This window comes from Pseudoduganella dura, assembly GCF_009727155.1.
GTDB lineage: Bacteria > Pseudomonadota > Gammaproteobacteria > Burkholderiales > Burkholderiaceae_D > Rugamonas > Rugamonas dura.
This window is the reverse complement of the sequence record NZ_WNWM01000002.1, coordinates 3,690,266-3,712,872: the sequence shown is the minus strand read 5'-3', so window position 1 is coordinate 3,712,872 and position 22,607 is coordinate 3,690,266. Positions and strand designations below refer to the sequence as shown.

Genomic DNA, 22,607 nt, shown 5'->3' with positions numbered 1-22,607 from the left:
GATAGCATATGCAATGCGCGGCATTCTACCGCTGACCGGCCACGGGACGGCGCACCCGCGGCACCGGTTTCGACGTGAACCGAAGCGGTCACTGCGGGTTGAAGACGGCTCCCGGCAGCGCGATCGTGGCGCGAAACCCGCCGCCCGCCGCGTTCGCCAGCAGCAGTTGCCCGCCGTGTGCCTGCACGATGCCGCGAGCGATGCTGAGGCCGAGGCCCATGCCGGCGCCGTTCCGGCTCCGGCCGTGTTCGAGCCGCACATACGGCTGGCCGAGGCCCGCCAGCGCGGTCTCGGGCACGCCGGGACCATGGTCGCGCACGACGATCTCGATGTTGCCCCCGTCCTCGCCCACCGCCAGCTCCACCCGCGCGCCGTATTGCAGCGCATTGTTCAGGAGGTTGCCGATGGCGCGCTTGAGTGCCAGCGGCCTGGCCGTCACCGTCAGCCCGGACGCGGCAAAGGATACCTCGTGCCCGGCCAGTTGCGCGTCGCGCACCATGCGGCCCAGCAGCGCATCGAGCCGGATCTCGGTGGCGTTCTCGTGGATGTCGCTGTCCTTCACGGTCTGCAGCGCGCCCTTGACCATCATGTCCAGCTCGTCGAGATCGTCGTGGAACTCGCCGCGCAGGTCGTCGTCGTCGAGCAGCTCGGCGCGCAGCTTGAGCCGCATGATGGGCGTGCGCAGGTCATGCGAGATCGATACGAACAGGCGCTCCCTGTCGTCCATGTAGCGGCCGATACGCTTGCGCATGTCCTCGAACGCGCGCGCCGTCGTGACGAATTCGCGGCTGCCGGTTTCCGGCAGCGCAGGCGGATTCTCGCCCTTGCCGAACGCGGTGGCGGCATCCGACAGCGCCGCCAGCGGACGGGTAATCCAGCGCACCACGAGGATCGATACCAGCAGCACCGCCGCCAGCGACAGTGCCTGCAGCAGCAACCTGTCGCGAGCGAGCGGGTTGTCCGTTTCGAGGAAATAGGGATTCGGCATCAGGGTGGCAAGGTAGAGCCAGTGGCCGGGTTCCAGTTCGGCCTGGATCAGCAGCACGGGCGCGGGCCGGGCCAGCATGATGTGCCGGGTCCACGACTCGGGCAGGTCGGCCAGCGTGACGCCGCCGTCGTCCACCCGCAGCCGCTCCGGCCACGCGAAGGCCACGCGCAGCCCGGGCGTGCCGGGCAGGTCTTCCTGCAGCGTGGCGAGCAGTTGCCCGAGCGCGGCATCGGCCAGCTCCCGCCCCTTCAGCGGCCGCACGGGAACCGGGGCGCGATTGATGTTGACCAGGAAGCGCGTACCGCCCATCTCGCGGAACTGCTGGATGATCAGGGGCCGGTAGTTCGGCGGCAGGCTGAGGAAGAAGCGCACCGCGCTGGAGGCACTGTGCGCCAGGTGCTGCGCCGCCGTCTTCACTTCCTCGCGCGCCTCGGCACGGCGCTGCGCCGTCCAGATGACATTGCCGGCGAGCTGCGTCAACAGCACGCCGCTCACCATCACCAGCGTCAGCCTGCCCTGCAGCGAATCGGGCAGCATGCGCCCGGCCAGCCACCGGCGCAGCCGATACGATGCCTCACGCATGGGCCGCCGTCACATCGGCCGAAAACACATAGCCGGCACCGCGCACGGTCTTGATCAGGCGCGGATTGCCGCTGCTGTCGTTCAGGCGCAGCCGCAGGCGGCTGATCTGCACGTCGAGGAAGCGATCCATCGGCCCGGCATCGCGCCCGCGCGTGCCTTCGCACAGCACGCTGCGATCCAGGATGTCGCCGGCGTGCTCGACGAAATACTTCAGCAGCTGGAAGTCCATTCCCGTCAACGGTACCAGCCCGTCGGGGCCGGTGACGGTGCGCTCCACCGTATCGAGCGTGAAGCCGGCGAAGCGGTAGTAGCGCGGCGCGGCGGCATGGTTCATCCCGGTGCGGCGATGGATGGCCTTGATGCGTGCCAGCAGCTCGCGGGGGCTGTAGGGCTTTGAAATGTAGTCGTCCGCACCCAGCTCCAGGCCCACCACGCGGTCGGTCTCGTCGGAACTGGCCGTGAGCATGATGATGGGGACATTCGAACGCTGCCGCACCGTGCGGCACAGCGCAAAGCCGTCCGTATCCGGCAGCATCACATCCAGGATCACCATCGACAGCGCGTCCGCATGGCGGTTGAATTCGGCCAGGAACGTGGCGCCATCATGCGCCAGGTCGACCGAGTACTGGTTCTTTTCCAGGTAGGCTTTCAGCAGGACCCGGGTTTTCTTGTCGTCGTCGACTATCAGGATCCTGCGCATGGTGCAACTGAACTCATTCTATTTGGTCTGGATGAAGGTACGGGCGATGGTGCCCAGCCGGCGCTGCGTGTCGTCCACCGCCACGCTGTCGTTCAGGAAAAAGCGGTGCACCTCCGCCACCATCGCGTCGCGCACGGTTTCGTCGATGGTCATGCGGTGCATCAGGCTCGGTATCCGGGCCGCGGCGCCGCTGTTGAACAATTGCCACGAGGCGCGCGCGCAGGCATCCATTTTCGCCAGCGCGGGATGGCGCAACACCGAAATCGATCCCTTGATCCGGTTATAGTCGGCCTGCAGCGACGGCGACAGCACCAGCGCCGCCAGCTTTTCCTGGGCCGCGCGAGCCTCGGGGCGGATGCCCAGCATGCTCAGCGTATCGATATTGTACAGGTGATAGCGCCCGGTCCCCGGCGCCGCCGCGCACCCGAAGTCGTCGTCCACCGCCAGGCCGCGTGCCAGCAGCTCGCCTTTCGCCCAATCGCCCATGACCATCATCGCGGAACGGTTTTCGGCAAGCTCGCGCACGCTGTCGCCCCATTTGCGTTCCCGGATGGGACTGCCCATCCAGCGCTTCGCCGCGCGCAGCCGCCGCAGCGCCGCAGCGAGGCGCGGGTCCGAGTACGCCGCCACATCGCCCCGGTGGAACAGGCCGCGGTACAGGTCTACGCCCTCGGCCAGCACCATCGTCTCGAACAGCGTGGCCACCTGCCACGGTTCGCTGCTCTGGGCCAGCGGCACGATGCCGGCCTGCTGCAGCTTCGGCGCGATGCGCTCGAACTCGGCCCACGTGGCAGGTGCGTCGAGGCCCAGGCGCCGCAGCAGCCTGCGGTTGTAGAACAGCGTGTTGATACGGTGAATGCCGAGCGGCGCGGCATACACATGGCCGTCGTACCGGATGGTGGCGGCGACGGCCGGCAACAACAGCTTGTCCCAGTTGCCCGCTGCCGCCACGGTGTCCAGTTTCAGCAGCAGGTCCAGGCGCGCCCAGTCGCGAACCACGATGCCGTTCAGCTGCGCCACTTCCGGCGCATCGTTGGCCAGCATGCGGCTGCGCAGCACGATGCCGGCGCCGACCCCGGAGCCGCTGGGGACCACGGCGTCGCGCCAGCCGACCCCGTGTGCGCCCACGCGCTGCGCGATCAGGTTCGCCGCGTTGCGCTCGCTGGCGGACTTCCACCAATGCAGCACCTGCAGCGGTTGATCCCGCGCCGAGGCGCTCCCGCATGCGCAGGCGGCCAGGCAAAGGGCAGCCAGTGCCTTGCGAAAAATATGGTGGTTAATTTGCTTCATCCCGCAGTGATCCGGCCGGCAATTTTGCCGGGGGGGTGGAATATACCCGAAAGTTCTCATTTCATCTTGGTAACTTTCCAAAACGATTTGCAAAAGAACATTGGGAAATGTTGCGAAGTGTTGCATGCGGGCGGGGCGCCCTGCCCCGCTGTGTAAGTTTATGTGAGCCCGACGCCGGCCAAAAATATAAAAATCACATAACAATCAGCCACTTAAGGCAATGCAACTCCTTTCATGCGGCGGCTGGAGTCATGACTTCCATGGTGCTACTGTGCCGTCCCGTTGGAAGTTATCAATAACCAAATAAAATCAAGGACCGGAAATCGCATGATCAGACAGTTCGCCGCCAAACCCGTTGGCGCAGCGTTGGCGCTGGCGTTCGCCTGTGCCACGGCCGCCGCAAGCGACCACGATACGGAAGGGTTCCACGGCTATCTGCGCGCCGGCATCGGCAACAGCAACCATGGCGGCACGCAAAGCTGCTACGGCCTGGGTGGCATCACGACGACCTACCGCCTCGGCAACGAGTGCGACAGTTTCACGGAACTGGGCTATACGCAGGAAGTGGCGAAAGCCGCCAACGGCGCGACTTTCGTGGCCACGGTGTGGGCGACGGCGTTCAAGAACAGCTCCGATTTCGGCGACGCCAAGGTGGATCTGGCGAAAGCGTACATCGAGGCACGCAACCTGCCTTTCCTGAACGGCGGCACCGCGTGGGCCGGCAAGCGCTACTACATGCGCCCGGACGTCCACATGCTCGACCTGCAGTACATCAACCTGAACGGCACCGGTGCGGGCATCGACCGCTATCCGCTGGGGCCGGGCAAGGCGAGCTACGCGATCTTCAAGGACAACGACTTCAATACCCTCGATCCCGCCACGGGCCGCACGATCGACTCGCCGTCCGCCACGCGCCACGTGTTCCTGTATGAAGGCCTGCCGGCCAATGCCGGCGGCACGCTGGACATCGCCGCGTCGCTGATCGCCGCCGAAGGCGAGGACGAGAGCACGCACAACGGCTGGCAGCTGTCGGTGTTCCACCGCCAGCGCCAGGTGATGGACGGCACCAACACGCTGGGCGTGCAATACGGCGCAGGGCCGGGCACCGGCATCGATGGCCCGTGCTGCGCACGCATCGGATCGGCGGGCAGCACGCTGCTGGGATCGGACTACACCCGCCTGCGCATTTTCGACGAGCTGTACCTGCAGCCCACCCGGGACTTCGGCATCGTCTTCGTGGCGCTGCACCAGCGCGACAGGAACGGCCCGAATGGTTCGGCCACGTGGAACACGCTCGGCACCCGGCCTTCCTATGCGCTGGCCGACAATTTCAAGCTGCAGGCGGAACTGGGCGTGACGACGCTGAAATCGGCGACCACTCCGGGCACGCAGCGCCTGACGAAACTGACGATCGCGCCCACCATCGCGCTGGCACGCGACTACTGGTCGCGCCCCGAGCTGCGCCTGTTCGCCACCTACGGCAAATGGAACGACGCCGCGACCGCCGCCGTGAACGCTTTCAACAACTCGGGAGCGGTGTACGGCACCGATACCAGCGGATTCTCTTACGGCGTGCACCTGGAAGCCTGGTGGTAAGCCGGCGCGGGCTGCCGGCAACCATGTCGCTGCCCGCAACGGCGCGGTTCGCGCGCAGGCGATGAACCGGTGGCGGGCGGGATGCCCGCCGCCCGCTACCCCACTGCGCATCGGCGCAGCCGGCTGACCGGACAGTTCAGCTGGCGGCCGCCGCGGCCGTCTCTTCCCGCACCAGCACGAGCAGTTGCCGGATCTCCGGCACGCACGAGCCGCAGTTGCCGCCTGCCTTCACGCAGGCGGTGACCTCGGCCGTGGTTTTCAGGTCCTGGTCGCGGATCGCGTTGCAGATCGTGTTGCGGCCCACGCCGAAGCACGAGCATACGGTGGGCCCGGTATCGGCGCCCTGGACCAGCGGGCGGCCGGCCAGCACGCCGGCGCGCTCGGCATCGGCCAACGCTTCGTTCGAGAACAGGCCGGCCAGCCAGGCGCGTTCGGGCAGGTCGGGGCGCGGCGACACGAAGATGCATTGGGCGATGCGGTCGTCGACGATGTGCACGGCGCGATAGACGCCGGCGCTGCGGTCGGCGTATTCGAGCCAGTCGGCATCCTCGTCGTGCACGCCCAGCAGTTCGCGCGCCCAGGCGCCGAAGTCGGCGATGCGGTTGCGGCCGGCCATTTCATAGCGCTGGAAGCCGGCGCCCTGGGCCCGGGTCCAGTACGCCACCTGATCCAGCTCCAGCGCCGTGCGCGACAGCACGAAGCCGTGCCACTGCACGGGGAAGCGGTCGACCATCACCGGCGTGTGCTTGAACTCGGGCTCGCCCGACACCGGATCGACCACCGGGTTGACCACCGCGCCGACTCGGGCGTCGGAGGCATTCTGGCCATTCCAGTGGATCGGCACGAACACGCTGCCGCGGGCGATGCCGCCGCCATGCCGCACGCGCGCCACCATGCTGCCCCACTGCGACGAGATGCGCGCCAGTTCGCCGTCGCGCACCCCGCACAGCAGCGCATCCTGCGGGTGCAGGTCGACGAACGATTCCGGCGTGTGCTCGGCCAGCTTCGGCGCGCGGCCGGTGCGCGTCATGGTGTGCCACTGGTCGCGCACGCGGCCGGTGTTGAGCACCAGCGGGTATTCGCCGCCGGCGGTGTTCACGGGCAGGCGCGGCGCGGTCGGCACGAAGCGGGCACGCCCGTCCGGGAACGAGAAACGCTGATCGGCGAACACGCGGCGGCCCAGCGGCCACTGCACCGGCTCCATGGCGTCGTAGCCGGCGCGGTCGATTTCGGCCAATGTGCCGATGTCGAACGCGCGCGGCAGCGCGTCCGGCGTGTTGCGCCAGGCGGACAGGCGCGCATGCTCGGCAAAGATCTCCGACTGGTGCGCGAAATCGAAACCGTCGTACCCGAGCCGTTGGGCGAATTCGCAGAGGATTTTCCAGTCGCCCCTCGCCTCGCCCGGCGCCGGCAGGAAGGTGCGCTGGCGCGAGATGCGGCGTTCGGAATTGGTGACCGTGCCATCCTTCTCGCCCCACGCGAGCGCGGGCAGCAGCACGTGGGCATAGGCGTTGGTATCGGTGCCCAGCACCACGTCGCTGGCGATCACGAGTTCCGCCTTCGACAGCGCGCGCCGCACCTGGTCCGCATCCGGCAGGCTGACGATCGGGTTGGTGGCGATCACCCACACGGCTTTCACCTTGCCCGACTCGATGGCCTGGAACAGGTCGACAGCCTTCAGGCCGGGCTTGTCCGCGATGCGCGGCGAGCCCCAGAACTCCTGCACGGCGGCGCGGTGCTCCGGCTTGTCCAGGTCGAGGTGGGCGGCCAGCATGTTGGCCAGCCCGCCCACTTCGCGGCCGCCCATCGCGTTCGGCTGGCCGGTGATCGAGAACGGCCCCATGCCGGGCTTGCCGATCCGGCCGGTCACGAGGTGGCAGTTGATGATCGCGTTGACCTTGTCGGTACCGGCGGAGGACTGGTTCACGCCCATCGAGAAACCGGTGATCACTTTCGCGGTGGCGGCAAACGCGTCGTAGAACGCCAGCACGTCGTCCAGCGGCAGCTTGCAGGCCTGCGCCACGTCTTCCGGCGAGATGTCGGCCGCTTCCAGCGCTTCGTCCAGGCCGCGCGTGTGGTTGGCGATGAACGCCGGGTCCGCCGCGCCGCTCTTCGACAGGTAGGCCAGCAGGCCGTTGAACAGCCACACATCCGTGCCCGGCTTTACCGGCAGGTGCAGGTCGGCCAGTTCGCAGGTGGCGGTGCGGCGCGGATCGATGACGATCAGTTTCAGGCCGGGCCGCGCTTCCTTTGCGCGCATGATGCGCTGGAACAGGATCGGGTGGCACCATGCCAGGTTCGAGCCGGCCAGCACGATCATGTCGGCGTTTTCCAGGTCGTCGTAGTTGACCGGCACCAGGTCTTCGCCGAACGCGCGCTTGTGGCCGGCCACGGCGGACGACATGCACAGCCGCGAATTGGTATCGATGTTGGCGCTGCCGACATAGCCCTTCATCAGCTTGTTGGCGACGTAATAATCTTCCGTCAGCAACTGGCCGGACACATACAGTGCCACGGCATCGGGGCCGTGCTCGTCGACGATCGCGCGCCATTGGCCGGCGGCGCGGTCCAGCGCTTCGTCCCAGGATGCCTGCCGCAGTTTTCCCTCCTCGCGAACCTGCGGGTGCAGCAGCCGCCCCTCCAGGCCCAGCGTTTCGCCGAGCGCCGAACCCTTCACGCACAGCTTGCCGAAGTTGGACGGGTGCGCCGTGTCGCCGGCCACGGTGGCGAACTGCGGCCCCTGCGGCGTGGCCTTGACGCCGCAGCCGACGCCGCAGTAAGGACAGGTGGTGGCGACGGACAGGTGTTCCTGGGACAGATTCACGATGGTTCCAATGCTGAGCAATGCAGGGGTTTCACTTCGGATTCTCGCTGCGGGCCTACGCTGCCAGCGCGGGGCCGAACAACAGGTGATGGCGCAAGGCGCTGATATCGGCGCCGCGCTGGATCAGGTCGAAATACCACGGCCCGTCCTGCACGTCGCCATACAGCACGGCGCCGACCAGGCACGGCCCGTCCAGCACCAGCCGTTTGTAGACGCCGCGGCGCGCATCGCGCAGCACCAGGTCCTCGGAGCCTTCGCCGCCGATGAAATTGCCCACCGAATACAGCTCGATGCCGGTCACCTTCAGCCGCGTGGGCGAAGCCTGCTGCACGTAGCGGCGGTGGCCGTTGCCGGCCAGGTGGGCGGCGCATACCTTGGCCTGTTCCCAGATCGGCGCGACCAGCCCGAACGTGGCGCGGCGGTGCTGCACGCATTCTCCGACCGCATACACGCGCGGGTCGTACGTCTGCAGCGTGTCGTCGACCACGATGGCGCGTTCGCAATGCAGGCCGGCCGATATCGCCAGCTCGACATTGGGCCGCACGCCGGCCGTCATCACCACGAGATCGGCCGGGATTTCCGTGCCATCCTTGAAGCGCACCGCCGTCACGCGGTCCGGGCCCACGATCTCGGCGGTCTGCGCTTCGAGCATGAACGCCAGGCCGCGCGCTTCCAGCGCGCGCTGCAGCAGCTGGGCGGCCGGCTTGTCGAGCTGCTGGTTCATCAGCGCGTCGGTCACATGCACCACGGTGACCGTCATGCCCTGCCTGGCCAGGCCGTTGGCCGCTTCCAGGCCCAGCAGCCCGCCGCCGATGACGACCGCATGCCGGTGATTGCGGGACGCTTCCAGCATGCCTTCCACGTCGGCGATGTCGCGGAACGCGAGCACGCCGGGCAGCTCGTGGCCCGGCACCGGAATGATGAACGGCTTCGAACCGGTGGCCAGCAGCAGGCGGTCGTAGCGCACTTCGTGGCCGGACCGGGCACGCACGAGGCGGCGCTTGCGGTCGATGTGCACCACCGGGTCGCCGGCGTGCAGCGTGATGCCGTTTTCCTCGTACCATGCGCGCGTGTTGAGCATGATGTCGTCGACCGACTTTTCGCCGGCCAGCACGGGCGACAGCAGGATGCGGTTGTAGTTGCCGTGCGGTTCGGCGCCGAACACGGTGATGTCGTACAGGTCGGGGGCGAGCGCGAGCAATTCCTCGACCGTGCGCATGCCGGCCATGCCGTTGCCGATGACCACGAGCGAGGGTTTCATTGGGGTCTCCCTGTGCACCGGACGATCAGGCACCGACCCAGACCTTGCCCGCTTCGATCCGCGCCGGCCAGGTGGGCACCGAGTTTTCCGGCGCTTCCAGGCACTCGCCCGTCTGCAGGTCGAAATGGTGCTTGTAGATCGGCGAGGCCACGACGATGCGCTCGCCCAGGTTGCCCACCAGGCCGCGCGACAGCACCGAGGCTTCCGAATTCGGATCGTAGTTGCCGATCGCGAACACCCGCGCATCGGTGCCGTCGCGCCCATCGTGCAGGCGGAACACGGCAACCTGTTCGCCGTTCAGCAGGGCGCACACGCCCGTGTTGGGCACGATGTCTTCCACGCCGCAGATCGCGGTCCAGCTGGCGGCTTCGTTTTCACGTTTCATGGTCGGGTTTCCTTTATGCGGTTGGGCAGGTGGAGCGAGTTGATCAGGCGGCTTTGATGGGGATGACGCGTTTCTTTTCCTGCACGGTGGCCGGACGGATCTGGCCCCGCTCCTCGATGAACACCACGTTCTCGTCCTTTTTCTCGCTGTTGACGAAGTGGCGGAAACGGGCGCGGGTTTCAGGATTGTTCACGGCTTCCTTCCACTCGCAGGCATAGGTATCGACCACGCGCTGCATGTCCGCTTCCAGTTCGGCGGAAAGGCCGAGCTTGTCGTTGATGACCACGTCCTGCAGGTATTCCAGGCCGCCTTCCAGGTTGTCGCGCCAGGTGCTGGTGCGCTGCAGGCGGTCGGCGGTGCGGCTGTAGAACATCAGGAAACGGTCGACGTACTTGATCAGCGTGCCCTTGTCGAGATCCGACGCGAACAGCTCGGCGTGGCGCGGCTTCATGCCGCCGTTGCCGCACACGTACAGGTTCCAGCCCTTTTCGGTGGCGATGATGCCCACGTCCTTGCCCTGCGCTTCGGCGCACTCGCGCGTGCAGCCGGAGACGCCGAACTTGATCTTGTGCGGCGTGCGCAGGCCCTTGTAGCGGTTTTCCAGTTCGATGGCCAGGCCCACGCTGTCGTCCACGCCATAGCGGCACCAGGTGGAACCCACGCACGACTTCACGGTGCGCAGCGATTTGCCGTAGGCGTGGCCGGTTTCGAAACCGGCATCGATCAGCTCTTCCCAGATCGCCGGCAATTCGTCGACGCGGGCGCCGAACAGGTCGACACGCTGGCCGCCGGTGATCTTGGTGTACAGGCCGTATTTCTTCGCCACCTGGCCGACGGCGATCAGGCCGTCCGGCGTGACTTCGCCGCCAGGCATCCGCGGCACCACGGAATACGTGCCGTCCTTCTGGATGTTGCCCAGGTAGTAGTCGTTGGTGTCCTGCAGGCCGGCATGTTCCTTCTTCAGCACGAAGTCGTTCCAGCACGTGGCGAAGATCGACGCGGCGAGCGGCTTGCAAACGTCGCAACCGAGGCCCTTGCCGTGCTTGTACAGCAGGTCGGCGAAGGTGGTGATGTTGCCGGCGCGGACGATGTGGAACAGTTCCTGGCGCGAGTGCGGGAAGTGTTCGCAGACATGGTTGTTGACGTCCATGCCCTGCTTCTTCATCTCGGCCTTCATCACCTGCGTGACCAGCGGCACGCAGCCGCCGCACGAGGTGCCGGCGTTGGTGCAGCTCTTCAGCGCGCCGATCGACGTGGCGCCGTCGCCCACCGCGGCGCAGATCGCGCCCTTGGTCACGTTGTTGCACGAGCAGATCTGCGCGGCGTCGGGCAGCGCATCCACGCCCAGGCCCGGCTTCGCCTTGCCGTCGGACTGCGGCAGGATCAGGAATTCCGGCGATTCCGGCAGTTCGATCCTGTTGAGCATCATCTGCAGCAGCGTGCCGTATTCGCCGGCATCGCCGACCATCACGCCGCCCAGCAGGTACTTGCCGCAATCGGACACGACGATCTTCTTGTAGACCTGCTTGCGCTCGTCGGTGAACTGGTAGCTGCGCGAGCCTTCCACCTTGCCGTGCGGGTCGCCGATGGAAGCCACGTCCACGCCCATCAATTTAAGCTTGGTGCTCATGTCGGCGCCGGCGAATTCGGCGCTCTGGCCGGCCAGCTGTTTCGCCACCGTGCGGGCCATGTCGTAGCCCGGCGCGACCAGACCGTAGATCATGCCGTTCCACAGCGCGCATTCGCCGATCGCGAACACGTCCGGATCGGAGGTGCGGCAACCGTTGTCGATCTGGATGCCGCCGCGCGGGCCCACGACCAGGCCGGCTTCCTTCGCCAACCCGTCGCGCGGGCGGATGCCGGCGGAGAACACGATCATGTCCACGTCGAGGTGCGTGCCGTCGGCGAACAGCATGCGGTGCGCGCCTTCTTCGCCGTCGACGATGGCGGTGGTGTTCTTGCCCGTGTGGACGGTCACGCCCAGCTCGGCGATCTTGTTGCGCAGGATGCGGCCGCCGCCGTCATCGACCTGCACCGCCATCAGGCGCGGTGCGAACTCGACCACGTGGGTGATCAGGCCCAGGTCGCGCAGCGCCTTGGCGCATTCGAGGCCCAGCAGGCCGCCGCCGATGACCACGCCGGTCTTCAGGCGAGCACCCGCTTCGGCCATGCCTTCCAGGTCTTCGATCGTGCGGTACACGAAGCAATCCTTGCGGTCGCGGCCGTCGATCGGCGGCACGAACGGGAAGGAACCGGTCGCCATGACCAGCTTGTCGTAGGACAGGACGTCGCCGGTGCTGGCGGTGACCGTTTTCGCCTTCAGGTCGATCGACTCGGCGCGCGCGTTCAGGCGCAGCACCATGTCGGTACGGTCGAAGAAGCCGGGCTTGACCAGCGACAGGTCGTCCGCGCTCTTGCCGCTGAAGAATTCCGACAGGTGCACGCGGTCATAGGCGGGGCGCGGTTCTTCGCACAGCACGGTGACCTGCATGTCCGCGACGGGATTGTCCGCCAGGCTTTCGAGGAATTTGTGGCCGACCATGCCATGACCGATGACGACGATTTTCATTTTCTGCTCCGTGAATCAGTATTCAAATGTTCGGTATTGAGTGATCAGGCGGCGGCACGAGCCAGCGCGTGTTCTTCGTTCGTGGTGGCCGAGAACCGCAGCGCGACCGCGCAGACGGCGGAGATCAGCACCAGGTAGCCCAGGATCGACAGCGTCTGCTGCGTGCTGCCGACGCCTTTCATCAGGAAGCCGGCGGCCACCGCACCCACGTTGCCGCCCGCGCCGATGATGCCGGTGACGCCACCCAGGGCGCGCTTGTCGATGAACGGCACCAGCGCGTAGGTGGCGCCGCAAGCCATGTGCACGCACAGGCCGAACGACAGCATCGCGAAGATGGCCAGCGTGGCGGTATCGGCCTTGGCGAACCAGATCAGGCCGGCGCCTTCGCCCAGCATCAGGATGAACAGCAGCGTGACGCGGCCATTGAGGCTGCTGCGCAGCGCCATCTTGTCGGACACGAAGCCGCCCAGGGCACGGGCGAACAGCGCCAGCAGGCCGAAGCTGCCGGCGGCCAGGCCGGCCTGTTTCAGCGACATGTCGAACTGGTCGACGTAGTAGACCGCGGCCACGTTGTGGATGAACAGCTCGACGCCGAAGCACGCGCCGTAGGTGATGAACAGCAGCCACACGCGGTAGTTCGCAGCGGCCAGCTTGAAGCTTTCCCAGCCGCCTTTCTTGCCGCCTTCGATCTCGATGCCGGCACGACGCAGATCAGCGTAGTTACCTTGCGGGCAATCTTGCGTGAACTTCCAGTACAGCACGCCGACGATGATCATCATCACGCCCGGCACGATCAACGCGAGGCGCCAGCCCATCGTTTCGGACACGCCCAGCATCAGGATCGCGGCCAGGATCAGCGGCATGGTGGCCTGCGTGACGCCGCCGCCCGCATTGCCCCAGCCGGCGGTGGCCGCGTTGGCGGTGCCCACCACGCGCGGCCCGAACATCACCGACGTGTGGTACTGGGTGATGACGAAGCTGGCGCCGATCGCACCGATCAGCATGCGGAAGAACAGGAAGCTTTCGTAGCTCTGCGAAGCGGCCACGCCGAACACCGGGATCGAGCCGAAGACCAGCAGCGCGGTATGGGCCTTGCGCGGGCCGACGCGGTCGCACATCGGGCCGATGATCATGCGCACCACGATCGTGATCGCCACCGCGGCGATGTTGATGTTGGCGATCTGGCCCGCGGTCAGGCCGAATTCGCCCTTGATCACCGGCATGAGGGGGGCACAGGCGAACCAGGCGAAAAAGCAGGCGAAGAACGCCAGCCACGCCAGGTGGAACGCGCGCATCTGCGGCGTGGCGAGCGAGAAGAGCTTGATGCTGTCAGCCTTGCGGGTCAGGTCGCTGGTCATGATGAAGATCCCTGTTATTGGAAGGTACGAGCAAAAAAAAATGGCGCCCGGGCAGTCCCTCGAAAACATGTTTCGTGAGTACTGCCCGGACGCCGTTGTCCTGATGCCGCCCCGCCATTGGGACGGCCTTGCAATGTTCAGGAGATCGCCATTGACCTCTTGTCCTCTACTTTGCAAGAGGCGTGCCAGGCGGCGTCAACATGGCGCCAAGGGGCATACGGGGGTACTGCGGGGACGATGCGGGGGGTGGTGCGAGGGAATGGGGAGGGGAAAACGGGGCGGCATGCAAGTTTGCGGTGCAGTGCCGCCCGCTTCTGGTGCAGTGCAGCGTCAGCGCTGGTGGATCGCGAAGGCGGCCGCGTAGCGGGCCGGATCGGTGCCGTCCCAGACATGGCCGTCGACCAGCGTCGAGCTGCGCAGCACGTCCGCCGGCACCGCCACGCCGGCCATTTCGGCCGCCTCGCGGTACAGCCGCGATTGGGTGACCGACTGCGCCACGGCGAAGTAGTCGGGGTCGGATTTCAGCAGGCCCCAGCGGCGGAACTGGGTCATGAACCACATGCCGTCGGACAGCCACGGGTAGCTGGCCTGCCCTTCCTGGTGGAAGCGCATCGGGTGTTCGTCCTGCCAGGCATGACCCAGGCCATCGCCGTAGCGGCCCAGCATGCGGGGCAGGATCGCCGCCTTCTCCGTGTTCACGTATGGCACGCCGGCGATGATCTCGGCGGTGGCGCGGCGGTTTTCATCGCTGGCATCGATCCAGCGGCCCGCTTCCAGCACGGCGGCGATCAGCGCGCGGCACGTGTTCGGGTGGGCGCGCACGAAATCGAGCGAGGCGCCCAGCACCTTTTCCGGGTGATCGGGCCAGATCTGCTGGCTGGATGCCGCGGTGACGCCCACCCCTTCCATCACGGCCTGCTGGCCCCACGGTTCGCCGGCGCAGAAACCGTCCATGTGGCCTTCGGCCAGGTTGTAGACCATCTGCGACGGTGGCAGCGTGATCGCCCGCACGTCCGTCATCGGATGGATGCCGTGCGCGGCCAGCCAGTAATACAGCCACATCGCATGGGTGCCGGTCGGGAAGGTCTGGGCGAACACATACTGGCGCGGCTCCCTCGCCATCAGCGCGGCCAGCGTTGCGCCATCCTTCGCCCCGCTGTCGGCCAGGCGGCGCGACAGCGTGATCGCCTGGCCGTTGCGGTTCAGGTTCATCAGTACCGCCATGTCGCGCGGCTGCGCGCCGATGCCCAGCTGGGCACCGTAGACCAGGCCGTACAGGGCGTGGGCGGCATCGAGCTCGCCGGTCATCAGCTTGTCGCGCACGCCGGCCCACGACGTTTCGCGCGACAGCACGATGCGGATGCCGTGTTTCTCGTCGAAGCCCAGCATGGCCGCCATGACGACGGATGCGCAGTCGGTCAGCGGGTTGAATCCTATGTTGACGGTTGTTTTTTCGATATGCATGACTGCTCCGGCGGGGCCGCGCGAGGTTCGCGCTTCAGCCCAGCAAGTCCTCCACGTCCAGTATCCGCTGGGCGATCTCGGCCAGCTTCAGGTTCTTGTTCATTGCCATCGTCCGCAGCCGCTGGTAGGCCTGCTCTTCCGTCATGCCGTGGCGGCTCATCAGCAGCCCCTTGGCACGGTCGACCACCTTGCGCTCGGCGAGCTTGTGCTTCGTGTCCGCCAGTTCGTGCAGCAGCTTCTGCTCCTTGCGAAAGCGCGCCATGGCCACGCTCAGCACCGGCTTGATGCGCTCCGGCTTCAGGCCGGCCACGATATAGGCGGACACGCCCGCCTCCATCGCCGCATCCATCGACGACTGCTTCTCGTCTTCCGTAAACATGACGATGGGGCGGCGCTCGTCGCGGGTGGCCACGACGATGTGTTCCAGCACGTCGCGCGCATCGGATTCGGCATCGACGATGATCATGTCCGGTTGCAGGCGGGCGATCTGTTCCGGCAGGTTGAGATCGGCCGGCAGCGACGCCACGATCTCGTAGCCGGCTTCGACCAGCCCGGCCTGCAGCGCGGCGGCGCGCAGCGACGCGTCACTTTCGTGGGGAGGGTGAACTAAAACGATGCGGAGATGGCGGCTCATGCCCTATTGTCGAGCAAGAATTGTGCCAATCTGGTGAATGTAGCTCTTATGGTTGAGGCCGTGTCACTTTGGTGCCTGGCACCAAAGTGACACGGCCTCAACCGTTGGTGCGCATGCCCCAGCGTTGCACCGTGGTGCGCTCCAGCGCGGCGAACAGCAGGTGTTCCACGGCGAGGCCGATCAGGATCACGGCGGCGAGGCCGGCGAACACCTTGTCCGTGTACAGCTCGTTGCGGTTCTGGAAGATGTACCAGCCCAGGCCGCCCTTGCCGGACGAGGCGCCGAACACCAGTTCCGCGGCGATCAGCGTGCGCCACGCGAATGCCCAGCCGATCTTCAGGCCGGAGACGATCGCCGGCAGGGCGGCCGGCACCAGGATCTGGACCACGAACGGCAGCCCGGTCAGCCCGTAGTTGCGGCCCGCCATCCGCAGCGTGGCCGGCACCGACTGGAAGCCGGCATAGGTGCCCAGCGCCAGCGGCCACAGCACGGCGTGCACGATGACGAACACCAGGCTGGCGTTGCCGAGCCCCAGCCACAGCATGGCCAGCGGCAGCAGCGCGATCGCGGGCAGCGGGTTGAACATGGCCACGAGGGTTTCCAGTAAATCGCGGCCCAGGCGCGTGGACACGGCCAGCGCGGTCAATACGAACGCCAGGGCAATGCCGGCCACGTAGCCCTGCACCAGCACGAGCAGGGAGACTTCGACCTTCTCGACCAGCTCGCCGCTGGCGATGCCCTCGACGAAGGCGCGCGCGGTCTGCTCGAAGGTGGGCAGCAGCAGGTCGTTGTCCTGCCAGCGCGCGGCCAGTTCCCACAGCAGCGCCAGCACGGCCAGCACCACGGACTTGCGCACCCAGCCCTGCTGCCACAGGCGCTGCACGGCCGGCAGCCGCCGTTGCAGCGATGCCGGCGCGGCGGGCGCCAGGTCGTACTGGAATTCCTGCCGGATCGGCGGTTCGAGCGTGCTCACAGGGCGATCCTTTCGTTTTCGCCGGCAGCAGGGTTGGCTGCCGGGTCGGCCACATGAGACGCCGGCGTTTCGCCGAACAGCAGGTGATGGATGCGCTGCGCAGCCTGCTGGAAGTCGGCGCCGCCGCCGCTGTGCAGCCCGAACTGGTGGCTGTTGAGCTCCGCGCGCACGCGGCCCGGGTGCGGCGACAGCAGCAGGATGCGGTTGCCGACCACCAGCGCCTCTTCAATGGAGTGCGTGACGAACAGCAGCGTGAACGGCGATTCCTCCCATAATTTGGTGAGCTCTTCCTGCATCGTGCGCCGCGTGAGCGCATCGAGCGCGGCGAACGGTTCGTCCATCAGCAGCACGGCGGGCTGCATCGCCAGCGCGCGCGCAATCGCCACGCGCTGCTTCATGCCACCGGACAGCGTGTGCGGATACGCGTTCTCGAAGCGCTCCAGCCCCACGCGGGCGATCCAGTGCCGCGCCCGTTCCCGTGCCTCGGCACGCCCCGCACTGTTCGACGCCAGCAGCGGGAACATCACGTTTTCCAGCACCGTCTTCCATGGCGGCAGCTGGTCGAATTCCTGGAACACGCAGATGCGGTCCGGACCGGGCTTCGTGATCAACTTGCCGCCCAGCGTGATCGAGCCCGCCGCCGGCGTAATGAAGCCGCCGACGGCCTTCAGCAGCGACGACTTGCCGCAGCCGGAAGGCCCCAGCAGCACGAAGCGGTCGCCGCCGAACACGTCGAAGTCGACCTCCTGCGTGGCGCGCACGGCATTGCCGCCGCTGCGATATTCGAGGGTGACGCCGCGCGCGCGCAGCAAGGCATCGGCGGACGATGGCGGGCGCACCACCTGCAGCGGCGCCATGTCAGCTCCCCTTCTCGACCAGCGGGTCTTCGAAGAAGTAATCGCGCCAGCTGGCCGGCTTGTTCTTCACGGCGCCCACGCGGTGCATGAACTGCGCCAGCGCCAGCGTGTTCTGCGGGGCGATCCTGAACTGCACTTCCGGCGACTTGAAGATCTTCAGCAGCAGGTTGCGATCCACCTTGCTCTTGTTGACCTTCAGGTAGATGTCGGCCGCGCCCTCGGGATTTCTGGACGCATAGTCCGCCGCCTCTGCCAGCGCCTGCACGAACGCGCGGTACGTTTTCGGGTTCTCCTTGCGGTACTTGTCGGTGGCATAGAGCACCGTCGACGACGACGGCCCGCCCTGCACCTCGTACGAATTCAGCACCACGCGCGCATTCGGATTCTGCGCCAGCTCCTGTTCCTGGAACGGCGGCGTGCCGAAGTGGCCGGTGATCTCGGTGCCGCCGGCGATGATGGCGCTGGCCGCATCCGGGTGCGGCAAGGTTTGCGTGAACTTGTCGAGGCGGGCGAATTCCTTGTCGCCCCATTGCTTGGCTGCCGCCATCTGCAGGATGCGCGACTGCACCGAGACCGTGACCGCCGGCAGGGCGATGCGGTCCTTCTCGGTGAAATCGGCGATCGACTTGACCTTTGGATTGTTGCTGACGAGGTAGTACGGGAAGCTGCCCAGCGCCGCCACGCCCTTCACGTTCTGGCGGCCTTTGGTGCGGTCCCATACCGTGACGAGCGGACCGACGCCTGCGCCGGCGATGTCGATCGCGCCCGACAACAGCGCATCGTTGATGGCCGCGCCGCCGGACAGCTTCTTCCATTCGACGTCGACCTCCACGCCGTTCTGCTTGCCGTATTTCTCGATCAGCTTCTGTTCCTGCGCGATGTTCAGCAGCAGGTAGGTAACGCCGAACTGCTCGGCGATGCGGATGGTGCCTTCGGCCTGTGCGCCGGTGGCCAGCGCGAGCGCGAGCGCGCCGGCGGCAATCTTCAGTAATTTCATGAGCGGTATGGTCAGGGTTGTCCGGATCAGTAAGGCACGTCGCCTTCGATCGTGGTGCGGTACAGCTTGCGGCGCTGGTCGGCCGGGCAGCCGGCGGCCAGGTGCATCAGCGAGCGGTTATCCCAGAACACCATGTCGTGCGGTTGCCATTGGTGGCGGTAGACATGCCGCGGCTTCACGCTGTGCGCGAACAGCTCGGCCAGCAGCGCGGCGCTGGCGTCCTCGGGAATGCCGACGATGCGGGTGGTGAAATGCTCGCTGACGAACAGCGCCTGCCGCCCCGTTTCCGGGTGCGTGCGCACCACCGGGTGCACCACGGGTTTGACTTCGTCAATCTGCGCCTGCGTGAGATTCGGCCGCCACGGGCTGCGGCGCTGCAGTTCGGAGTACTGCTTCAGGTAGCTGTGTTCGGCGCGGGCATGGCGGATCTCGTTCTTCAGCGCTTCGGGCAGCGTGTCGTAGGCCAGATGCATGTTGGCGAACAGCGTGTCGCCGCCCTCGGCCGGCAGCTCCTGCGCGTGCAGCATCGAGCCCAGGCTGGGCTGCTCCTTGTACGACAGGTCGGAATGCCAGAAATGGCCGGCGTCGCCCAGGCCGATCGGCTTGCCGTCTTCGACGATGTTTGACACCACCAGGACTTCCGGGTGCCCCGCCAGCTGGAAATTTCTCAGCACATGGATTTGCAAGGGACCGAACAGGCGGGAAAAATCGACCTGCTGTCGCGGCGTGATGCGCTGGTCCCGGAACACCAGCACATGGTGCTCCAGGTGGGCGGCATGCAGCTGCAACAGATCCTTGCGGGAGAGTGGCTGCGCCAGGTCGAGGCCGAATACTTCGGCGCCAAGGGGACCCTCGAACGGGCGAATGTGCAACCCCGTTTCCGGGCGGGCTGCGACATGTTTTCCAGCGCTTGATACTGTGCTTGATGCTGCACTTGATGCTGCGCTTGATACTGCACTCAATACTGCGGACATGTGATGCGCTCCAGCTGGCGGGGTCGGAAGCTCGCCCGACACCGCGCTTTCCACGGCCACGGCACCAGGCGAGTGAAGCCAGTCTATGCCGCTCGCATCATGAACAAAACGAATACTTTTTGATATTGATATGCGGTTTTCAAGCTTCTGGCGACTCGCCCCGCGCCAGCCGCTGCGCCGTTTTCAATGCCTCGACGATCGCCGCGAACGCCGCCTGGCGCGACTCGCGGTCCGGCACCCGCAGCGCATAGGCGGGGTGATAGGTGGCCACCACCCAGCGCCCCTCATGCTCGAATGGCGCATCCATGTAGTCCTTCATCGTCGCGCTGCCGGTCTGCAGGATCGACTTCAGCGCGGTGCTGCCGAGCGCCACCAGCACGTCGGGCGCCACCGTTTCCAGCTCCGTTTCGAGCCAGTAGCGGCAGGCCATCACTTCCTTTTGCGCGGGGGTTTTATGGAGGCGGCGCTTGCCGCGCGGCTCCCACTTGAAGTGCTTGACGGCGTTGGTCACGTACACGGCGCGGCGGTCCAGTGCCGCTTCATCCATCGCCTTGTCCAGCAGTTCGCCGGCCGGGCCGACGAACGGCTTGCCGGCCAGGTCCTCCTGGTCGCCCGGCTGTTCGCCCACCAGCATGATCTTCGCGCGGCGCGCGCCCTGCCCCGCCACCGCCTGCGTGGCGTTCTGCCACAGGTCGCAGCGCCGGCACTCGTCCAGCGAACTGGGTTGCTGGCGTTCCGGCGCCGCCTGTTCGGACGAGATCGGGATCGTGGTGCCGCCCCGCTTGCCGACGGTATCGAGCTGCCCGACCTTGCGCGCGCCGGCCGCGGCCTGGCTGACCATGTGCGTCACCACTGCGCCTTCGGGCAGGTTTTTCCAGAAGCGGTGGCGGATATGGCCGTGCATGATGCCCGCGTTCAGGCGCGCTGGATTGAAGATGCTGCGGTAGTAGGTGAGCCACAGCGATTCGCCGGCATCGGTGAAATCGGCCGCGCTGCGCGCCAGCGCCGCGCCGGTGTGCAGGGTGGCGCCGTCCCACAGCACGGTGGCCTCGGGCGTGGCGATCATCCAGCTGGTTCGGCCCATGCGCCTGGCGAAGTGCTGTGCCACTTGCGGCAGCACGTCGTGCGCCGGCTCGAACCACGCGACGAAGCGTGGCGCGCCTTCCTGTTCGGGGCGTTCGCGAAAGCGCAGGTAGGCATGCATGTCGTGTTCTTCGTGCCGCACCGCCCGCACCATGTGGTGCAGGCGGGCGCCATCTTCATCCGCCATCGAGATCACCTCGTGTTCGCCGCGGTGCCAGCGCCACAGCACGCGGTAGAGGAAGGCCCAGCGGTCGTGGGCCCGATAGCAGGCTGCGCCTTGCAGCATTTCAATCAGTTTGCGGGAAATACGCGGCTGCAAACCGGATGGAGGATTGTTCGGGGGCGGCGGGTCCGATCGTTCATCGGGGTTATGAGTATCCTCACTAACCAATGCGCTTGCTGACTCGTTTGCTGCACTTGCCACTTCCACTGCATTTGCTGCTTCCACTGCACTTGCAACTTCAACTGCACTTGCTGCTTCTACTGCACTTGCAACTTCAACTGCACTTGCCACTTCAACTGCACTTGCCACTTCAACTGCACTTGCCACTTCAACTGCACTTGCCACTTCAACTACACTTGCCGAGTCATCGACAACTTCATTCACAAGCTCATTTACCGCTACCGGAGGCATTGCACTCAACAGGTCTCCGCCGCCTTCCTGCATTACCCATTGTACGTATTCGGGCGCGACATGGCGCACGATCAGCGCGCGCGCGGCGGTACGCCACTCGGCAAACGACGTGACCACCACCGGCTGGCCGGACAGCGCCAGCGCAACGGCATCGTCCTTCATGCAGCCTGCAGCTCCGGGAACAGTGCCATCTGCTGCGGCACGTCGGCCATGGCCTGGCGCAATGTATCGGACGAGGTGGTGTCCCGTGCCGGACGGTAGTCGGCGGTGACGATGAACGGCGCCACCTTCTTCATGCTGCAGCGCAGGCGCGCGAGATCGGCCCAGCGCACCTGGCGCATGCGGCGCAGCTCGACGATGCGCTGCGCGTTGCGGATGCCGATGCCGGGAATGCGCGCGATCATCTGCGGCTCGGCGCGGTTCAGGTCCATCGGAAAATGCTCGCGGTGTGACAGTGCCCATGCCAGCTTCGGGTCGATGTCGAGCGACAGGTTGCCCGATGCGGGCAGCAGTTCCTTCGCCTGGAAGCCATAGCTGCGCAGCAGGAAATCGGCCTGGTACAGGCGGTGTTCGCGCAGCAGCGGCGGCGGCGCCAGCGGCACGCTTTTCGGGCTTTCCGGGATCGGGCTGAACGCGCTGTAGTACACGCGCTTGAGCTTGTAGCTGCCGTACAGCGTTTCGGCGGTGGTAAGAATGCGCGCATCGTCGCTGGCATCGGCGCCCACGATCATCTGCGTGCTCTGCCCCGCCGGCGCGAACCTGGGCGACTTCGGTTCGGCTTCCTTCTCGTCCAGCTTCAGGCGGATATTGCCCATCGTGAGCTTGATCGTGTGGACGCTCTTTTCGGGCGCGAGCTTTTGCACGCTGTCCTGCGTGGGCAGTTCGATGTTGACGGACAGGCGGTCGGCATAGCGGCCGGCCGCCTCGATCAGCGCCGGGTCGGCATCGGGAATCGTCTTCAGATGGATGTAGCCGCGGAACTGGTGCACTTCGCGCAGCTCGCGCGCAACGGCCACCAGCTGCTCCATCGTGTAGTCGGCGGACTGGATGATGCCGGAGCTGAGGAACAGGCCGTCGATGTAGTTGCGCAGGTAAAAGTCGACCGTGAGTTTCACCACTTCCTGCACCGTGAAGCGGGCGCGCGGCACGTTCGACGTGCGGCGGTTGACGCAGTACTGGCAGTCGTAGACGCAGAAGTTGGTCAGCAGGATCTTGAGCAGCGAGACACAGCGGCCATCCGGCGTATAGCTGTGGCAGATACCCATGCCGTTGGTCGCGCCGATGCCATCCTTGCCCTCGGACGAACGCTTCGGTGCACCGCTGCTGGCGCACGACGCGTCGTATTTCGCCGCATCGGCGAGGATTTCCAGCTTGTCGTTCAGCTCCATTTTTGGCACCCAACTGTACAGATATACAGTATAGCGGAGTGCTGTTCGGG

Annotated in this window: 17 protein-coding genes; 1 reads left to right on the top strand and 16 read right to left on the bottom strand. The window is 66.2% G+C overall.

Annotated features, from left to right (window positions below; translation table 11 throughout):
- Nucleotides 1-88 precede the first annotated feature (88 nt).
- Genes GJV26_RS16260 through GJV26_RS16250 form a run of 3 tightly spaced genes read right to left on the bottom strand, consistent with a single transcriptional unit; the run spans nucleotide 89 to nucleotide 3,560 of the window.
- Nucleotides 89-1,570, bottom strand: coding sequence for an ATP-binding protein (locus tag GJV26_RS16260; RefSeq protein ID WP_155709740.1), 1,482 nt, complete (start codon nucleotides 1,568-1,570; stop codon nucleotides 89-91).
- The gene (locus GJV26_RS16255) at nucleotides 1,563-2,270 is read right to left on the bottom strand and encodes a response regulator (RefSeq protein ID WP_155709739.1); all 708 of its coding nucleotides are present in this window, start codon (nucleotides 2,268-2,270) and stop codon (nucleotides 1,563-1,565) included. Before GJV26_RS16255 ends, GJV26_RS16260 begins: the two co-directional genes overlap by 8 nt.
- 18 nt (nucleotides 2,271-2,288) lie before the next feature.
- Nucleotides 2,289-3,560 (bottom strand): ABC transporter substrate-binding protein, encoded by a 1,272-nt coding sequence (locus GJV26_RS16250; protein WP_155709738.1) that lies wholly within the window; start codon nucleotides 3,558-3,560, stop codon nucleotides 2,289-2,291.
- A 327-nt stretch (nucleotides 3,561-3,887) separates the two neighbouring features.
- Between GJV26_RS16250 and GJV26_RS16245 the strand changes: the two genes are divergently transcribed.
- Nucleotides 3,888-5,156: a maltoporin gene (locus tag GJV26_RS16245; protein ID WP_155709737.1), complete on the top strand. Its 1,269-nt coding sequence runs from the start codon at nucleotides 3,888-3,890 to the stop codon at nucleotides 5,154-5,156.
- Nucleotides 5,157-5,292: 136 nt separating this feature from the next.
- Here GJV26_RS16245 and GJV26_RS16240 read toward each other — a convergent pair whose 3' ends face one another.
- From GJV26_RS16240 to GJV26_RS16180, 13 genes are all read right to left on the bottom strand, one after another.
- A complete protein-coding gene (locus GJV26_RS16240; protein WP_189441855.1) occupies nucleotides 5,293-7,980 on the bottom strand; it encodes a nitrate reductase in 2,688 nt (895 codons plus the stop codon).
- A 55-nt stretch (nucleotides 7,981-8,035) separates the two neighbouring features.
- Entirely contained in the window at nucleotides 8,036-9,241 is a 1,206-nt protein-coding gene (locus GJV26_RS16235) for an NAD(P)/FAD-dependent oxidoreductase (RefSeq protein ID WP_155709735.1), read from the bottom strand.
- A gap of 25 nt (nucleotides 9,242-9,266) precedes the next feature.
- Complete coding sequence (nirD, locus tag GJV26_RS16230; RefSeq protein WP_155709734.1) at nucleotides 9,267-9,626, bottom strand: nitrite reductase small subunit NirD; 360 nt, start codon at nucleotides 9,624-9,626, stop codon at nucleotides 9,267-9,269.
- Nucleotides 9,627-9,669: 43 nt separating this feature from the next.
- A complete protein-coding gene (nirB, locus tag GJV26_RS16225; protein WP_155709733.1) occupies nucleotides 9,670-12,195 on the bottom strand; it encodes a nitrite reductase large subunit NirB in 2,526 nt (841 codons plus the stop codon).
- 44 nt (nucleotides 12,196-12,239) lie between these two features.
- Nucleotides 12,240-13,553: an MFS transporter gene (locus tag GJV26_RS16220; RefSeq protein WP_155709732.1), complete on the bottom strand. Its 1,314-nt coding sequence runs from the start codon at nucleotides 13,551-13,553 to the stop codon at nucleotides 12,240-12,242.
- A 330-nt stretch (nucleotides 13,554-13,883) separates the two neighbouring features.
- Nucleotides 13,884-15,017, bottom strand: a complete 1,134-nt coding sequence (locus GJV26_RS16215) for a CmpA/NrtA family ABC transporter substrate-binding protein (RefSeq protein WP_155709731.1) — start codon at nucleotides 15,015-15,017, stop codon at nucleotides 13,884-13,886.
- Nucleotides 15,018-15,051: 34 nt separating this feature from the next.
- Nucleotides 15,052-15,651: an ANTAR domain-containing response regulator gene (locus GJV26_RS16210; RefSeq protein WP_155709730.1), complete on the bottom strand. Its 600-nt coding sequence runs from the start codon at nucleotides 15,649-15,651 to the stop codon at nucleotides 15,052-15,054.
- Between the two features lie 97 nt (nucleotides 15,652-15,748).
- On the bottom strand, nucleotides 15,749-16,624 hold the full coding sequence (locus GJV26_RS16205) for an ABC transporter permease (RefSeq protein ID WP_189441935.1): 876 nt from the start codon (nucleotides 16,622-16,624) through the stop codon (nucleotides 15,749-15,751).
- On the bottom strand, nucleotides 16,621-17,481 hold the full coding sequence (locus GJV26_RS16200; RefSeq protein WP_155709729.1) for an ABC transporter ATP-binding protein: 861 nt from the start codon (nucleotides 17,479-17,481) through the stop codon (nucleotides 16,621-16,623). Before GJV26_RS16200 ends, GJV26_RS16205 begins: the two co-directional genes overlap by 4 nt.
- Nucleotide 17,482: 1 nt before the next feature.
- Nucleotides 17,483-18,478, bottom strand: a complete 996-nt coding sequence (locus GJV26_RS16195; protein ID WP_155709728.1) for an ABC transporter substrate-binding protein — start codon at nucleotides 18,476-18,478, stop codon at nucleotides 17,483-17,485.
- 26 nt (nucleotides 18,479-18,504) lie between these two features.
- Nucleotides 18,505-19,452, bottom strand: coding sequence for a TauD/TfdA dioxygenase family protein (locus GJV26_RS16190; protein WP_155709727.1), 948 nt, complete (start codon nucleotides 19,450-19,452; stop codon nucleotides 18,505-18,507).
- Between the two features lie 139 nt (nucleotides 19,453-19,591).
- Nucleotides 19,592-20,983: a UdgX family uracil-DNA binding protein gene (locus GJV26_RS16185; protein WP_443094230.1), complete on the bottom strand. Its 1,392-nt coding sequence runs from the start codon at nucleotides 20,981-20,983 to the stop codon at nucleotides 19,592-19,594.
- A 344-nt stretch (nucleotides 20,984-21,327) separates the two neighbouring features.
- The gene (locus tag GJV26_RS16180; RefSeq protein WP_155709726.1) at nucleotides 21,328-22,557 is read right to left on the bottom strand and encodes a putative DNA modification/repair radical SAM protein; all 1,230 of its coding nucleotides are present in this window, start codon (nucleotides 22,555-22,557) and stop codon (nucleotides 21,328-21,330) included.
- Between the last annotated feature and the right edge of the window lie 50 nt (nucleotides 22,558-22,607).